This window comes from Gemmatimonadota bacterium (assembly GCA_016714015.1).
Taxonomy (GTDB): Bacteria; Gemmatimonadota; Gemmatimonadetes; order Gemmatimonadales; family Gemmatimonadaceae; genus Pseudogemmatithrix.
Genome location: JADJNZ010000007.1, coordinates 126,567 through 141,945, shown reverse-complemented (window position 1 = coordinate 141,945; position 15,379 = coordinate 126,567). Strand labels below are relative to the sequence as shown.

The 15,379-nt window shown below is 70.1% G+C and carries 13 protein-coding genes; 12 read left to right on the top strand and 1 reads right to left on the bottom strand.

Features of this window, described 5'->3' with window-relative positions:
• Positions 1-5 precede the first annotated feature (5 nt).
• The 12 genes from IPJ78_14990 to IPJ78_14935 all read left to right on the top strand — a co-directional run bounded on the left by IPJ78_14990 (position 6) and on the right by IPJ78_14935 (position 13,447).
• Positions 6-1,448: a trypsin-like peptidase domain-containing protein gene (locus IPJ78_14990; GenBank protein MBK7907847.1), complete on the top strand. Its 1,443-nt coding sequence runs from the start codon at positions 6-8 to the stop codon at positions 1,446-1,448.
• Entirely contained in the window at positions 1,445-2,878 is a 1,434-nt protein-coding gene (locus tag IPJ78_14985) for an adenylosuccinate lyase (protein ID MBK7907846.1), read from the top strand. Before IPJ78_14990 ends, IPJ78_14985 begins: the two co-directional genes overlap by 4 nt.
• On the top strand, positions 2,875-3,807 hold the full coding sequence (locus IPJ78_14980; protein ID MBK7907845.1) for a phosphoribosylaminoimidazolesuccinocarboxamide synthase: 933 nt from the start codon (positions 2,875-2,877) through the stop codon (positions 3,805-3,807). The genes IPJ78_14985 and IPJ78_14980 overlap by 4 nt, the downstream gene beginning before the upstream one ends.
• Before the next feature lie 38 nt (positions 3,808-3,845).
• The gene (locus IPJ78_14975) at positions 3,846-4,454 is read left to right on the top strand and encodes a phosphatidylserine decarboxylase family protein (GenBank protein MBK7907844.1); all 609 of its coding nucleotides are present in this window, start codon (positions 3,846-3,848) and stop codon (positions 4,452-4,454) included.
• On the top strand, positions 4,451-5,260 hold the full coding sequence (pssA, locus tag IPJ78_14970; protein ID MBK7907843.1) for a CDP-diacylglycerol--serine O-phosphatidyltransferase: 810 nt from the start codon (positions 4,451-4,453) through the stop codon (positions 5,258-5,260). The genes IPJ78_14975 and pssA overlap by 4 nt, the downstream gene beginning before the upstream one ends.
• Entirely contained in the window at positions 5,257-5,523 is a 267-nt protein-coding gene (gene purS, locus IPJ78_14965; GenBank protein ID MBK7907842.1) for a phosphoribosylformylglycinamidine synthase subunit PurS, read from the top strand. Before pssA ends, purS begins: the two co-directional genes overlap by 4 nt.
• Positions 5,520-6,221 carry a phosphoribosylformylglycinamidine synthase subunit PurQ gene (purQ, locus tag IPJ78_14960; protein ID MBK7907841.1) on the top strand — a complete coding sequence of 234 codons (702 nt, stop codon included), beginning with the start codon at positions 5,520-5,522 and terminating at the stop codon, positions 6,219-6,221. Before purS ends, purQ begins: the two co-directional genes overlap by 4 nt.
• Before the next feature lie 35 nt (positions 6,222-6,256).
• A complete protein-coding gene (locus IPJ78_14955) occupies positions 6,257-6,568 on the top strand; it encodes a zf-TFIIB domain-containing protein (protein ID MBK7907840.1) in 312 nt (103 codons plus the stop codon).
• An 80-nt stretch (positions 6,569-6,648) separates the two neighbouring features.
• Entirely contained in the window at positions 6,649-8,889 is a 2,241-nt protein-coding gene (gene purL / locus IPJ78_14950; protein MBK7907839.1) for a phosphoribosylformylglycinamidine synthase subunit PurL, read from the top strand.
• The gene (locus tag IPJ78_14945; GenBank protein MBK7907838.1) at positions 8,889-10,265 is read left to right on the top strand and encodes an amidophosphoribosyltransferase; all 1,377 of its coding nucleotides are present in this window, start codon (positions 8,889-8,891) and stop codon (positions 10,263-10,265) included. The genes purL and IPJ78_14945 overlap by 1 nt, the downstream gene beginning before the upstream one ends.
• Positions 10,266-10,301: 36 nt before the next feature.
• Positions 10,302-12,962 carry a pyruvate, phosphate dikinase gene (locus tag IPJ78_14940; GenBank protein ID MBK7907837.1) on the top strand — a complete coding sequence of 887 codons (2,661 nt, stop codon included), beginning with the start codon at positions 10,302-10,304 and terminating at the stop codon, positions 12,960-12,962.
• Entirely contained in the window at positions 12,962-13,447 is a 486-nt protein-coding gene (locus IPJ78_14935) for a hypothetical protein (GenBank protein ID MBK7907836.1), read from the top strand. Before IPJ78_14940 ends, IPJ78_14935 begins: the two co-directional genes overlap by 1 nt.
• A 30-nt stretch (positions 13,448-13,477) precedes the next feature.
• Here IPJ78_14935 and IPJ78_14930 read toward each other — a convergent pair whose 3' ends face one another.
• Positions 13,478-15,328, bottom strand: coding sequence for a protein kinase (locus IPJ78_14930; protein MBK7907835.1), 1,851 nt, complete (start codon positions 15,326-15,328; stop codon positions 13,478-13,480).
• Positions 15,329-15,379: the final 51 nt, after the last annotated feature.

The following is a 15,379-nucleotide window of genomic DNA, read 5'->3' as shown; positions in this document are numbered from 1 at the left end:
GACGCATGTCCCGCCTCGTGCGCCATCTCGGTCCCGTTCTCTTCCTCGCGCTCGCCGCCTGCGAGGGCGCGAATCCGAGCCTGTCCGACGCGCAGACCACCAAGCGGCCCCCGGCCGGCGCGCCGAGCACGCAGTTGCCCGCGCCGGACCCCTCGCCGCAGGCGATCGCGGGATCCCGCCGGACGGCGATCACCGAGGCGGTGGCGCGGGTCTCGCCCGCCGTCGTCACGGTGCAGACCGAGCGCCTGCAGCGCACCTCCGCCTCACCGTTCGACCTGTTCTTCGGCTCGCGCTCCGGTCAGGAGGTCGCCTCAGGCATCGGGTCCGGCTTCATCGTGCGGGCGGACGGCGTGATCGTCACGAACGCGCACGTGATCAGCGGCGCGAGCCGCGTGCAGGTCGCGCTGCGCGACGGTACCACCTACCCGGCGACGGTCATCGGCGAGGACGAACTCAACGACCTCGCCGTGCTGAAGATCGACGCGGCGGACCTCCCCACGGCGCCACTGGGGACCTCGCGCGGCCTGCTCATCGGCGAATGGGTCATCGCGATCGGCAACCCCTACGGCTTCCTGCTCGGCAACTCGGAGCCGAGCGTAACGGCGGGTGTGGTGAGCGGAGTGGGACGCAACCTCACGGGCCGCGGTGACGGACCGGGCGTCTATGTGGACATGATCCAGACCGACGCCTCGATCAACCCCGGCAACTCGGGTGGGCCGCTCATCGCAGCGACCGGCGAGGTGGTGGGCGTGAACTCGTCGATCTACACGCCGAGCGGCGGTTCGATCGGGCTCGGGTTCGCGATCCCGATCGATCGCGCGCGTCGCGTGGCGGAGGACCTGCTCGCGCACGGCAGTGTCCGCCGTCCGTGGATCGGCGTAAAGGTCGTGCAGACCGGCGCGAGCGCCGGCCGCGGGTCGCTCACCGCCGGCGCGACCATCGAGCGCATCGTGCCGGGCAGCCCGGCCGCCGAGGCCGGGCTGCGCGAAGGGGACGTGATCATCCGCTCGCGGGACCGCACCATCCGCAACCCGTACGACTGGGAGGCCGAGCTGCTCGAGCTCCGCGTGGGGGACACGGCGCCGCTCCAGGTGCGGCGCGGGAGCCGCGAGCAGTCGGTGAGCGTACGCGTGAAGGACCTGCCGGAGGTCGGCGCGGAGAAGGTCGCGGTCCTCCGCGAGCTCGAACTCGTCTCCCTCACGGCGGCGATCCGTGCGGAGCGCGGCGTACGGAGCGCGCAGGGCGCCGTGGTCTACCAGGTCACCGAGCGTGTGCAGCAGGCGCTCGGCCTGCAGCCGGGCGACGTCATCATCCAGATCAACCGCACACCGGTCACCGACGCGCAGCAGGCCGCGCGGGTGCTCGAGTACTACAGCGGGCGCGGTCCCATCCGCATGTTCTTCGAGCGTGCGGGCACCGTCTACTCCACTGACTTCCGCATCTCATGACGCACGCGCAGTACAAGTCCCCGCTCGCCGAACGCTACGCCTCCAAGGCGATGCTCGAACTGTGGAGCGCGCAGACCCGGCACGGGCTCTGGCGCCGGCTCTGGCTCGCGCTCGCGGAGCACGAGCAGGCGCTCGGCATCGACATCCCCGCGGCGGCGATTGGGGAGATGCGCGCGCACCTCGACGACATCGATTTCGCCGTCGTTGCCGGGTACGAGAAGCGCTTCCGGCACGACGTGATGGCGCACGTGCACGCCTTCGGCGATGTCGCCCCCGCGGCGAAGGGCGTCATCCATCTGGGCGCCACGAGCTGTTACGTGACCGACAACGGGGACCTCATCCAGATGCGGCGCGGCCTCGAGCTCCTGCGGGGCCGGGTGATCGCGCTGGTCCGGAGCCTCTCGGCGTTCGCGCGCGACTGGCGCGCCGAACCGACGCTCGGCTACACGCACCTGCAATCGGCGCAGCTCACCACGGTGGGCAAGCGCGCGACGCTGTGGCTGCAGGACCTCGTCCTCGACCTCGCCGATCTGGACCATCGCATCGCGACGCTGCCGATGCGCGGCGTGAAGGGCACGACGGGGACCCAGGCGAGCTTCCTCGAGCTCTTCGGCGGTGACCATGCGAAGGTCCGCGAGCTCGACCGCCGCGTCTGCCACGCCATGGGGTTCCCCGGCTCCATCCCGGTGAGCGGCCAGACGTATTCGCGCAAGATCGACGCGCACGTGCTCGACGTGGTCGCCGGGATCGCGACGAGCGCGGCGAAGTTCGCGAGTGACCTGCGGATGCTCCAGAGCTTCGGCGAGATCGAGGAGCCCTTCGAGAAGGATCAGATCGGCTCGTCGGCGATGGCATACAAGCGCAATCCGATGCGGTCGGAACGGATCAACAGCCTCGCGCGGTTCGTCCAGCAGGTCGCCGGCACGGCCAACCAGACGCACGCGGTACAGTACTTCGAGCGCACGCTCGACGATTCGGCGATCCGCCGGCTCGTGATCCCCGAAGCCTTCCTCGCGACCGATGCGATCCTCATCCTGATGGAGAACGTGGCGAGCGGGCTCGAGGTGCATACGGCGCGCATCCGGCAACGGATCCGCGAGGAGCTCCCCTTCATGGCGACCGAGTCGCTGATCGTGCGCGCCGTCGCCGCCGGGATGTCGCGCCAGGACGCGCACGAGGTGATCCGCGTCCACTCCATCGCGGCGGCGCGAGCGATGAAGGACGAGGGAAGGGCCAACGACATGCTCGATCGCCTCGCCGGCGACCCGTCGTGGACGGTCCCTGGCGACGCGCTTCGGGACTCGCTCGACCCGGCGCGCTTCATCGGGCGCTCGGCGCACCAGGTCGACGACTTCCTCACGGAGGTCGTGGACCCCATCCTGTCCGCAGCGGGCGAGTCCGGCCCCGCCCGCGAGGAGGTCCGCGTATGAGTCCGCTGCTCGTCGGGGCGACCAATCTCCCCCTGCCCCTCCTCCGCCGCGGCAAGGTGCGCGACGTCTACGAGGTCGATGCCCAGCGGTTGCTGCTCGTCGCGAGCGACCGCGTGAGCGCGTTCGACGTGGTGATGCGCGAACTCGTGCCCTTCAAGGGGGCGGTGCTGACCCAGATCACCGCCTGGTGGCTGCGCCACTTCGAGAGCGAGGTCGCGCATCACATGCTCTCGTGCGACGTGGAGGAGATCATCAAGGCCGTGCCCGCGGTACAGATGCACCGTGACGAACTCGCCGGCCGCGCGATGCTCTGCCGCCGGACCGAGGTCTTCCCGGTGGAGTGCGTCGTGCGCGGCTACCTCAGTGGGTCGGCGTGGAAGGAGTACCAGGCGCAGGGCACGCTCGCCGGCGAACGACTCCCGGCGGGATTGCGCGAGAGCGAGCGCCTCGACCCGCCGATCTTCAGCCCCGCGACGAAGGCCGAGACGGGACACGACGAGAACATCACGATCGCGCACATGGCGGAGGTCGTGGGTGGCGACGCCGCAGCGACCCTCGAGCGGCTGGCGCGCTTGGTGTACGGCCGCGGCCGCGAACTGGCCGCGACGCGCGGCATCCTGATCGCCGACACCAAGTTCGAGTTCGGGCGCGCCAGCGACGGACGGGTGCTGCTCATCGACGAGGTGATGACCCCCGACAGCTCGCGCTTCTGGCCTGCTGACCAGTTCGCACCGGGGCGCGGCCAGCCGAGCTTCGACAAGCAGCCGCTCCGCGACTGGCTCGACATGGAACGCCGTGCCGGGCGCTGGGACGGCAACGCCCCGCCCCCGACCCTTCCCGACGAGGTGGTCGCCGCGACGAGCGCGCGCTACCTCGAGGCCTTCGAGCGCCTGACCGGCTCCCCCCTCGACCTGACCCGACTCCCGTGAACTTTGCCCGTGAAGGGATCCCCTTCATCCTGATCGCCATGGCGCTCGCCGCCGCGGCGTACGCGGGGGCGCTCGCGCGCCGCTCGTGGCCGCTCTGGCTGCTCGCGTTCGTCCTGACGCTCCTCGTGCTCTGGGTGGCGTACTTCTTCCGCGATCCCGAACGGTCGGGAGCGCGCGGCGAGCGACTGGTGATCTCGCCCGCCGACGGCCGCGTGATCGACATCGTCGAGGTCGACGAGCCCGCCTTCCTGCACGGGCGCGCGATCCGCATCTCCGTCTTCATGAACGTCTTCAACGTGCACGTCAACCGGTATCCGGTGAGCGGGAAGGTCGCCTACGTGCACTACAACCCGGGCAAGTTCCTCAATGCCGCGGCCGACAAGGCGTCACTCGAGAACGAACAGAGCTCCATCGGCGTGCAGACGGCCCGGCATCGCGTGCTCTTCCGGCAGATCGCCGGGCTCATCGCCCGGCGCATCGTGACCTACAGCCGCGAGGGAGATGACGCGGAACAGGGGGAGCGCATGGGCCTCATCCGGTTCGGGTCCCGCGTCGACGTCTTCGTCCCCGTCGGCTCGGTCGTGAAGGTGGCGCTCGGCGAGCGGCCCCAGGCCGGCGTGACGGTGCTGGCGGAGCTCCCGAAATGAAGCCCGAGCGCCGACGGTTCCCGCGCCCCTCGCTCGTGATGCTGCCCAACGGCTTCACGCTCGCGAACCTGTTCTTCGGCATCTTCGCCATCGTCTCGGCCTCGCGCGGTCAGCATGTGCAGGCGGGATGGTACATCGTGCTCGGCGCCTTCTGCGACGCCATCGACGGTCGCATCGCGCGCGCGACGAACACCGGGAGTGCCTTCGGCGAAGAACTCGACTCCCTGGTGGACGCGATCTCGTTCGGCGTCGCCCCGGCGTTCATGATGTACTTCGCCGTCTTGCGGCACTCGGGATGGGACTGGATCCTCGTTTTCATCTTCGCCGCCTGCGCGGTGATGCGGCTCGCGCGCTTCAACATCGAGTCGGCGGGCGAGGCAAAGAAGGCCGCCTACTTCAAGGGGTTGCCGAGCCCGGCCGCCGGCGGCACGCTCGCGACCTACTACTGGTTCAGCCAGACGCCGCTCTACAACGAGTTCTTCGTCGACTGGCCCTGGGAGACGATCATGCGGTACCTGATGCTCACCCTCTCGGCGCTCATGATCTCCGACGTGCCCTATCCGGCGTGGCCGAAGTTCAGTTTCCGCACGCTGCACGGCATCCTCGGCATCACCGTGCTCTTCTCGTCGATCTTCGCGCTGTTCTTCCTGCCGCGGGAGTTCTTCTTCCCGGTGGGCGTGGTGTACGTGATCACCGGGATCGTGCTCGCGATCCTGCGCAACGTGTTCGAACTCCCGCCGCCGTTCGACGACACCCCCGAGGGTGACGCTCCCGGTGGCCTTTCCCCTGAGGGTGCCCGTCCGTGAAGCGGTTCCGCGTCTCCGTCCATATCGTCCCGCGCAAGGGACTGCTCGATCCGCAGGGCAAGGCCGTCGCCGATGCCCTCCACACGCTCGGCTTCTCCGCCGTCGGCGACGTCCACGTCGGTCGCCACCTGGTGATCGAGACGAGCGCCAGCGATGCCGCGCACGCCGAGTCCTCGGTGCGCGAGATGTGCGGCCGCCTGCTCGCGAACCCGGTGACCGAGGACTACGAGATCGCCGCCGTGACCCCGGTGGCCGCGGCATGAGCGGGCTCAAGGTCGGCGTCGTCTCGTTCCCCGGGTCCAACTGCGACGAGGACGCGGTGCTCGCGATCGTGGAGCAGCTCCACGAGAGGGCCGTCCTCCTCTGGCACAAGGATCACGACCTGCAGGGCGCGGACGTCATCATCCTCCCCGGCGGCTTCAGCTACGGCGACTACCTGCGGTCGGGGGCGATCGCGCGCTTCTCGCCCATCATGCAGGAGGTCGTGGCGCACGCGAAGCGCGGCGGCCCGGTGGTCGGGATCTGCAACGGCTTCCAGATCGCGTGCGAGGCGGGACTGCTCCCCGGCGCCCTGCTCCGCAACGCCTCGCTGCAGTTCCGCTCGATGGCGGTGACGCTCAAGGTGGAGAACACCACGTCGGTGTTCACCAATGCCGCGCGAGCGGGCAGCCTCCTCACGATGCCCATCGCCCACGGTGACGGCCGATACACCGCCGACGAGGCCACGCTCGACCGGCTCGAGGGCGAGGGGCGCGTCGCCTTCCGCTACGTCGACGCGACCGGCGCCGCCACCGCGGCCGCCAACCCCAACGGTGCCATGCGCAACATCGCCGGTGTCACCAACGAATCCGGCACCGTCGTCGGCATGATGCCCCACCCCGAGCGCGCCCTCGAGCCATTGCTCGGCTCCACCGACGGACTCGTCCTCTTCCAGTCGTTGCTCTCCGCCGTGAAGGCGTAGTCGCCTTCCTTCTCCAGCCTTCAGCCTTCATCCAGATGTCCACCGAAAAGCCGTCGAAGAACGAGGACGAGTACTTCCTCCTGCAGGATGCCGAACTCCTGAAGGCCCAGCGCGCGAAGCTCGACGCCGAGCGCAAGGCCGCGGAACGGAAGGCGCATCACATGAAGTGCCCCAAGTGCGGTGCCGACCTCGTCGAGACCGAGTTCTCGCACGTGAAGGTCGACCGCTGCCCGGATTGCCACGGCATGTGGCTCGACGCGGGCGAGATCGAGATGATCGGACGAACGAGCGAGAGCGCGACCGGGACGTTCATCCGCGACCTCTTCAAGGGACTGCGCAGCAAGTGACCACTGGAGCCACTGGGGCCACGCCCCGCCCGGGGGACCCGACCATCACGCCCGCGCTCGTCGCCGAGCACGGGCTCACGATGGACGAGTACGACCGGCTCGTGAACATGCTGGGCCGCACGCCCACGTTCACGGAACTCGGCATCATCAGCGCGCTCTGGAGCGAGCACTGCTCCTACAAGCACTCGCGCCCGGTGCTCAAGACCCTCCCGACCAAGGCCCCCTGGGTGCTGCAGGGCCCCGGCGAGAACGCCGGCGTCATCAGCATCGGCGACGGGCTCGCGGTGGCCTTCAAGATCGAGTCGCACAACCATCCGTCGGCCGTCGAGCCGTACCAGGGCGCCGCCACCGGCGTCGGCGGCATCCTGCGCGACGTCTTCACCATGGGCGCGCGGCCCATCGCGATGCTCAACTCGCTGCGGTTCGGGTCGCTCGAGACGCCGCGGGTGCGCTACCTCGTCGCCGGCGTCGTCAAGGGCATCGGGGACTACGGCAACTGCGTGGGCATCCCCACCGTCGCCGGCGACGTGATGTTCGATGCCGCCTACGAGGGGAATCCGCTCGTCAACGCGATGTGCGTCGGCGTGATGAAGGTCGAGGAGCTCATCACCGCGAAGGCCGAGGGCATCGGGAACCCGGTGATCGCCGTGGGCGCGCGCACCGGGCGCGACGGCATCCATGGCGCCTCCTTCGCCTCGGAGGATCTCTCCGAGGAGAATGAGGCCAAGCGCCCGCGCGTGCAGGTGGGCGACCCGTTCACCGAGAAGCTGCTCCTCGAGGCCTCGCTCGAGCTCATCCGCTCGGGCCACATCGTCGCCATCCAGGACATGGGCGCCGCGGGCCTCACCTCGTCGTCGGCCGAGATGGCCGAGCGCGGCGAGGTCGGCGTCACGATCGACACGAAGAAGGTCCCCGTCCGCGAGACCGGGATGACACCCTACGAGATCCTCCTGAGCGAGTCGCAGGAGCGGATGCTCGTCGTCGCGAAGCAGGGGCACGAGGAGGAGGTCCGGAAGATCCTCTTCAAGTGGGATCTCACCGCCGAGGTCATCGGCGAGGTGATCGCCGAACCCGTGTATCGCGTGACCGAAGGGGAGCACGTGGTCGCGGAGTTCCCCGGTACGCGGCTCGTCACCGACTGCCCGCAATACCATCCCGAAGCGAAGGAATCGGCTGAGGCCGTCGCCCGTCGCGCACGGGACGTGCACGCGATCGCGCCGCTCCCCGGCGAGGCCGATCCCGCGTGGACGCTCGAGCGCCTGCTCCAGGCGCCGACGATCGCCAGCAAGCACTGGATCCATCGGCAGTACGACTCGACCGTGCGCACCAACACCGTCGCCGGTCCCGGTCACGCCGACGCGGCCGTGATCCGGATCCGCGGAACGAACAAGGCGATCGCGCTCAAGACCGACTGCAACGGGCGCTATGTCTTCCTCGACCCGCGCGTGGGTGGCCGCATCGCCGTCGCCGAGGCGGCGCGCAACGTGGCCTGCACCGGCGCCACCCCGAAGGCGATCACCAACTGCCTCAACTTCGGGAATCCCAAGAAGCCCGAGGTGTTCTTCCAGTTCCGCGAGGCGGTGTACGGGATGGGCGACGCCTGTCGCGTGCTCGACACACCGGTCACCGGCGGCAACGTCTCGCTGTACAACGAGAACCCGCAGGGCGCGGTCTATCCCACGCCCACCATCGGCATGGTCGGTCTGCTCGACGATGCGTCGCACGCCACGCGCATGAACTTCACCACGCCGGGTGATGCGATCGTGCTCCTCGGCGAGAACACCGACGAGATCGGCGGGTCGGAGTACCTCGCGTGGGTGCACGGCGTCGTCGCCGGCGCGCCGCCCGCGTGCGACCTCGAGGGAGAGAAGCGCCTCATTGCGGCCCTGCTCGAATCGATCCGCGCCGGCCTCGTCCGCTCGGCGCATGACTGCTCCGAGGGCGGCCTCGCGGTCGCGCTCGCCGAGTGCTGCATGTCCGATCGCGAGCATCCGACCGGCGCCACCATCGACCTCGGCGCGTGGAGCGGGCTCGCCGCGCGCGCGTTGCTCTTCGGCGAGGCGCAGGGGCGCGTCGTCGTCTCCACCGCGCATGTCGATCGCGTCCTGGCCGTCGCCAAGGCGCACGGCGTGCCGGCGCGGGTGATCGGCGCCGTCACCGCGTCGAGCACCGGGCTGGACATCACGTCCGGCAGCACGAAGCTCGCACTCTCCACGGCGCGGATGATCGACGCCTACCACGAAGCCCTGCCCCGCGCCATGTCCCGCGCGACGGCCGAGGCCGTGGACCATGACCCCGCCCTCGACGGAGGACCGGCCTGATGTGTGGCATCTTCGGCATCAGCGGGCATCCGAGTGCGGCGGCGATGACGCACCTCGGGCTCTATTCCCTCCAGCACCGTGGCCAGGAATCGGCCGGGATCGTCTCGACCAACCTCGACGGCGAGGTGCACGGCATCCGCGCGATGGGGCTGGTCTCGGACCAGTTCTCCGCGGACAAGATGAAGGAGCTCACGGGCCCGGTGGCCCTGGGGCACACGCGCTACAGCACCGCCGGCTCCAGCACCATCGAGAACGCGCAGCCGGCGATGGTCCGCTTCAAGGGCGGGCACATCGTGCTCGCGCACAACGGCAACCTCACCAACGCGACGGAGATCCGGCACGCCCTCGAGGACGAAGGGTCGATCTTCAGCTCGACGATGGACTCGGAGGTGATCGTCCATCGCCTCGCCAAGTCGAAGGCGGCGAAGCCGGAGGAGAAGCTCGCCGAGGCGCTCGAGGGCGTCGAGGGGGCGTACTCCCTGCTCGTGATGATCGGGGAGACCCTCGTCGCGGCGCGCGACCCGTACGGGTGGCGCCCGCTGGTGATGGGCCAGATCGGCGACGCGGTCGTCTTCGCCTCCGAGACCTGCGCGCTCGACATCTGCGGCGCGACCGTCGTCCGGGAGATCCAGCCGGGCGAGATCGTGGCGGTCGAGCCCCAGGGGACGCTGCGGACGCTCCAGCGGAAGGCGGCACCGAACTTGCACCGTTGCGTCTTCGAGTACGTCTATTTCGCGCGTCCCGACTCCCGGGTCTTCGGCGGCTCCGTGGACCGGGCGCGACGGGCGCTCGGTCGTCAGTTGGCGAAGGAGCATCCGGCGCCCACCGCGGACTTCGTCTTCTCGGTCCCCGATTCGTCCAACTCCGCCGCGCTCGGGTTCGCCGAGCAGAGCGGGATCCCGCTGGAACTGGCGCTCATCCGCAACCACTACGTGGGACGGACGTTCATCCAGCCCACGCAGAGCGGGCGCGATGCGAAGGTGAAGGTGAAGTACAACGCGGTGCGCGAGATCCTCGAAGGGAAGTCCGTGGTGATGGTCGATGATTCCATCGTTCGCGGCACGACCACCAAGGGACTCGTGAGCCTCATCCGCGCGGCCGGTGCGCGGGAAGTGCACATGCGGGTCTCGTCCCCCCCGATCACGGGACCCTGCTACTACGGCATCGACACACCCGACCGCGAGCAGTTGATCGCGGCGAACAACAGTGTGGCGGAGATCGCCCGGAAGATCGGGGTGGACTCGCTTGGCTACATCTCGCTCGACGGGATGCTGCAGGCGGTCCCCAACGGACCTGACGGCTTCTGCCATGCGTGCTTCAGCGGGCAGTATCCCACCAAGCCGCCGTCCGTCCCGGAGAAGCTCCGGCTCGGCTAGGCGGCCAGGCGCCCCCCGGGGCGCGGAGGCTCCAGCGTGACGCAGTCCGTCTTCTTCTTCGGGAACGGCAAGGCCGAGGCCACCAAGGACGATCGCGACCTCCTCGGGGGCAAGGGCGCGAACCTCGCCGAGATGACGAATCTCGGCGTGCCCGTCCCGCCCGGGTTCACCATGGCGTGCAATCTCTGCGACGCGTACCTCGCCAAGGGGACCATCCCGGCGGGGCTCGTCGACGAGGTCGAGCGCGCGCTGACGCGCCTCGAGGCCGCCGCCGGGAAGCGGTTCGGCGATGCGACCAATCCCCTGCTGGTCTCCGTGCGTTCCGGCGCGCGCGTCTCCATGCCCGGGATGATGGAGACCATCCTGAACCTCGGGCTCAATGACGAGACGGTCGCCGGACTCGCCAAGCTCTCGGGGAGCCCCCGCTTTGCATACGACTCGTATCGGCGTCTCCTCCAGATGTACGGGGACGTGGTGCTGGGCGTGCCGATGCACGACTTCGAGCACCTGCTCGCCGCCAAGCGCCTGACCACGGGCGCGAAGACCGACGCGGAGCTCCCCGCCGAGGTGCTGCAGGCGCTCGTGCTCGAGTACCAGCAGCTGATCAAGAGCGTCACCGGCAAGCCGTTCCCGCACGACCCGCGCGAACAGCTGTGGGGCGCGACCGAGGCGGTGTGGAAGTCGTGGACGCTCAAGAAGGCAGTGGACTACCGCCGCGTGAATGCCATCGCCGAGACGCCCGGCACGGCCGTGAACATCGTCGCGATGGTGTTCGGCAACCTCGGGGACGATTCGGGGACCGGCGTCGCGTTCACCCGCGATCCGAGCACCGGCGAGAAGCTCTTCTACGGCGAGTTCCTCGTGAACGCGCAGGGCGAGGACGTGGTCGCCGGCATCCGCACGCCGCAGCCGATCACCGAGATGGCGCGTGTGCTCCCCGAGGCGTACGGCGACCTGCTGCGCACGCAGTCGCTCCTCGAGCGGCACTTCCGGGACATGCAGGACCTCGAGTTCACCGTCGAGCGCGGGAAGCTCTACCTCCTGCAGACGCGCATCGGCAAGCGCACCGCCGCCGCCGCGGTGCGCATCGCGCGCGACCTCGTCAACGAGGGCCTCATCTCGCGTCCCGAGGCGCTCCAGCGCGTTCCGGCGTCGCAACTCGACCAGCTGCTGCACCCGGTGATCGACCGCACCGGCCAGGGCGACGCGATCTGCGTGGGCCTGCCGGCGAGCCCGGGTGCGGCCAGCGGCATCGCCGTCTTCGACGCCGACGCGGCCGAGTCTCGCGCCGCGCGCGGCGACGCCGTGGTCCTCGTGCGCGACGAGACCACACCGGAGGACTTCCACGGGATCGTCGCCGCGCGCGCGGTGCTGACGGCACGCGGCGGCATGACCTCGCATGCGGCGGTCGTCGCCCGCGGCATGGGCAAGTGCGCCGTCGTCGGGTGCGGCGCCATCCGTGTCGACTCCACGCACCGCCGCTTCAAGGTCGGCGACGTCGAGGTCAACGAAGGCGACTGGATCACGCTCGATGGTGGCACCGGCGAGGTCTTCCTCGGGGACCTGCCGACGATGCCGTCAGAGGTGATGCAGGTGAACGCCGGCACGCTCTCGCAGGAGGACGCGCCGGTGTATCGCGGCTTCGCCGAGCTCCTCGGCTGGGCGGACGCGCGCCGCCGGCTCAAGGTGCGCGCCAACGCCGACACGCCGCACGATGCGCGCGTCGCGCGCGGCTTCGGCGCCGAGGGCATCGGGCTCTGCCGCACCGAGCACATGTTCTTCGACGGGGATCGCATCCACTCGATGCGCGAGATGATCGTCGCGCACGACGAGGGCGGTCGCCGCCGGGCGCTCGCCAAGCTCCTGCCCATGCAGCGTGCCGACTTCGAGGGGATCTTCGAGGCGATGGACGGCTATCCGGTCACGATTCGCCTGCTCGACCCGCCGCTCCACGAATTCCTCCCGCACGGCGGCGAGGAGGCCAAACTCCTCGCCCGCCGCGTCGGCGTGACGCGGCGAGAGCTCATGCGCGTCGTCGAGGCCCTGCGCGAGTCGAACCCCATGCTCGGCCACCGTGGCTGCCGCCTGGGGGTCACATACCCCGAGATCACCGAGATGCAGGCGCGGGCGATCTTCGAGGCGGCGACGGCGATGGCGCGCCGCGGCGTGATCGTGCAGCCCGAGGTGATGATCCCGCTCGTGAGCACCGTGAACGAGTTCCGGCACCAGCGGATCATCGTCGACCGGGTGGCGGCGCAGGTGGCGAAGGAGACCGGGACGACGGTGAAGTACCTCGTCGGCACGATGATCGAGTTGCCCCGCGCGGCGCTGACCGCGCGCCAGATCGCCGCCGAGGCCGAGTTCTTCTCGTTCGGCACGAACGACCTCACGCAGACGACGCTCGGCCTCAGCCGCGACGATGCGGGGCGGTTCCTGCCGCTGTACGTCGAGCGCGGGATCTACAAGGACGATCCCTTCCAGGTGCTCGACGTGGAGGGCGTGGGTCGGCTGATCGAGATGGCGACGATCGAGGGCCGCGCCGCCCGCCCTGCGCTCAAGGTCGGGATCTGCGGCGAGCATGGCGGCGAGCCGCGCTCGGTCGCGTTCTGCCATGGCGTCGGACTCGACTACGTCAGCTGCTCTCCCTTCCGCGTGCCGATCGCGCGGCTGGCGGCGGCGCAGGCGGTGAAGGGATGATGTCCCGAGCGTTCAGCTTCTGGACCGTGGGCCTGCTCGTTGCGCTCGTCGCGCGCGCGGGCGCGGCCCAGTCCCCGCGACCGGAGGATGTCGCGACCATCGACGGCATCATCCGCGCCTACTACGAGGTCGTCTCGGGGCCGGCCGGCGCAGCGCCCGATACCGCGCGCGACCGGAGCCTGCATCATCCGAAGGCGTGGGTCGCGATCGCCAGCGCGAACGCCGCGAGCGGCCCGGCCGTTCGCGTGATCCCGCTCGCCGAGTACCACGGTGCCAATCGCCCGCGCGCCGAGGGGTTCTGGGAATGGGAGACGGCCCGGGAAGTGCGGCGCTCCGGGAACATGGTCCACGTCTGGAGCTCCTACGCCTCGGCAAGGACCCCCGGCGGCGAACCCTTCGCGCGCGGCGTCAACAGCATCACGCTGTTCGATGACGGCGTGCGCTGGTGGATCATGGGTTGGATGTTCGACGCGAGCGCGCGCTAGCCCGCGCGCCCGGCAGACGGCTCTCGACGATCACCCCGCGAACGCCGGCGCTGACACGGTAACCCGTGTGGTGCCCACGCGTCCGGAGACCCGAGCGGCCACCAGCACCTGCCCGCTGCGGAGTGCGACGAGGTCGCCGTCCGGGGAGATGGCGGCGATCGCCGGATCGCTGACCTCCCACGTGACCGGCAGGCCGTGCAAGGGATGCCCCTTCGCGTTCTCGGCGCTCGCGGACAGACGGAAGTGCTCCCCGATCACGAGTCGCGACGGCGTGCCCGAGACGTTGACCGCCGTGATGACCGCACGCGTCACGCGCAACGCGACGCTCCCCGTCGCGCCCCCGGTAGTGGCGATGATCTCCACTGCCCCTTCGCGCAGCGCCGAGACGCGTCCGACCGCATCGACCGCAGCGACGGAGGGATCGCTCGACCGCCAGGCCGCGAGCCGTGGATGCGGCAACAACGCCTCCGACTCGCCCGTCGCGAGCGTGAGCGCGAGCCGGTCACCCACCTCGAGCGCGCTCGGCCGCGGGGCGAGCGCGATGGTCCGCAGTCCCGCACGGGTCACGACGAGGGACAGCGTGCACATCGCGTCGCCGCTCCGCGCGGTGATCGCGGCACGACCGGTGCCGACGGCCACGACGCGCCCATCAGGGCCGACACGCGCCACCGCGGGATCGCTCGAAGTCCATGCGAGTCCGGCATCGACGATCGGCCGGCCGGTCGAGTCCGTCGCCTCGGGACAGAGGGGGATGACGTCGTCGATGGTCAGCACACCGGCGACCATCGGAAGACGAAGTGCGGCAACATCGGGGACGCCCTGTCGGCCGGTGACGTCCGGCAACGGAAGGGACTCGACGTCCACCGGCGCCGCGGCGGCCGGTGTCGTGACCACGGTCTGTGCGCTGGCACTCGGCACGGCGCGGCGAGCGGCACTCGAGCCGACCGTCGTCGCGGCCGCGGTCGCGCGGTCGGTGGCATGTCCAGTGGCGCGTGCCGCCGCGAATGCGATGAGCTCACGCCGCACGGGGTCGTCCGGCGCGAGGGTCAGCGGCGGGAGCGAAGCGATCGCATCGGACACCGACGGGAACCGCTCCTCGGCACGTCGCGACATCATGCGCTCGATCGCATCCGAGAGCCCCTCTGCGACGTCGCGCCGGTGCACGATGACCGGCATCGCCGGTTCGTTCACCATCTTCCAGACGACCTCGAGGAGGGTGGCGCCGCGGAAGGGGGGCGCGCCGGCGAGAAGTTCATAGGCCACCACACCGAGCGAGTACTGGTCAGCAGCGCCAGTGAGTGCCCATCCGGCGCACTGCTCGGTGCTCATGTACTCGGGTGTCCCCACGGTCTGCCCCACTTCCGTCGTGCCCGGTCGGGCACCGACGCGCGCGATGCCGAAGTCGGCTACGACCGCATCGCCGTGCTCGTCGATGAGGATGTTCGCCGGCTTGATATCCCGATGAATGACACCCTTCCGGTGCGCGGCCTCCAGCGCGGAGCCCACCTGGGTGAGGATCGCGCGGACCATGGGCACCGGCAGCGGCCCCCGTTCGGCGAGGATCACGTCCAGCGAACGGCCTTCGACGTACCGCATGACGAAGTACAGCAGGTCCCCGCTCCGCCGCACCGCGTGGATCGGGACGATGTGCGGATGCGAGAGCGCCGCCGCGACGCGCGCCTCCTGGAGGAAGCGCTCCGCCATACCGTCCACCGCGACCAGGTGCGGGGCCATCATCTTGATGGCCACGCGCCGATCGAGCGCACGGTCATGCGCGAGGTGGACGGTCGCCATCCCGCCGCGGCCCAGCTCGTCCAGCAGGTCGTAGTCGCCCGCGATCGCCTCGGCGAGGCGCGCGCGCATGGGATCGATGTCGGTCAAGCGCAGCCCTCCACGCTCAGTGTCGGCGGGAGGGTTCCTGCGCTTGAGTCG

Coding starts and splice junctions, on each gene's coding strand:
- IPJ78_14985 (MBK7907846.1), top strand. CDS start 1,445: ATGACGCACGCGCAGTACAAGTCCCCGCTCGCCGAACGCTACGCCTCC.
- IPJ78_14980 (MBK7907845.1), top strand. CDS start 2,875: ATGAGTCCGCTGCTCGTCGGGGCGACCAATCTCCCCCTGCCCCTCCTC.
- IPJ78_14990 (MBK7907847.1), top strand. CDS start 6: ATGTCCCGCCTCGTGCGCCATCTCGGTCCCGTTCTCTTCCTCGCGCTC.
- IPJ78_14935 (MBK7907836.1), top strand. CDS start 12,962: ATGTCCCGAGCGTTCAGCTTCTGGACCGTGGGCCTGCTCGTTGCGCTC.
- IPJ78_14975 (MBK7907844.1), top strand. CDS start 3,846: ATGGCGCTCGCCGCCGCGGCGTACGCGGGGGCGCTCGCGCGCCGCTCG.
- purL (MBK7907839.1), top strand. CDS start 6,649: ATGGACGAGTACGACCGGCTCGTGAACATGCTGGGCCGCACGCCCACG.
- pssA (MBK7907843.1), top strand. CDS start 4,451: ATGAAGCCCGAGCGCCGACGGTTCCCGCGCCCCTCGCTCGTGATGCTG.
- IPJ78_14945 (MBK7907838.1), top strand. CDS start 8,889: ATGTGTGGCATCTTCGGCATCAGCGGGCATCCGAGTGCGGCGGCGATG.
- purQ (MBK7907841.1), top strand. CDS start 5,520: ATGAGCGGGCTCAAGGTCGGCGTCGTCTCGTTCCCCGGGTCCAACTGC.
- IPJ78_14955 (MBK7907840.1), top strand. CDS start 6,257: ATGTCCACCGAAAAGCCGTCGAAGAACGAGGACGAGTACTTCCTCCTG.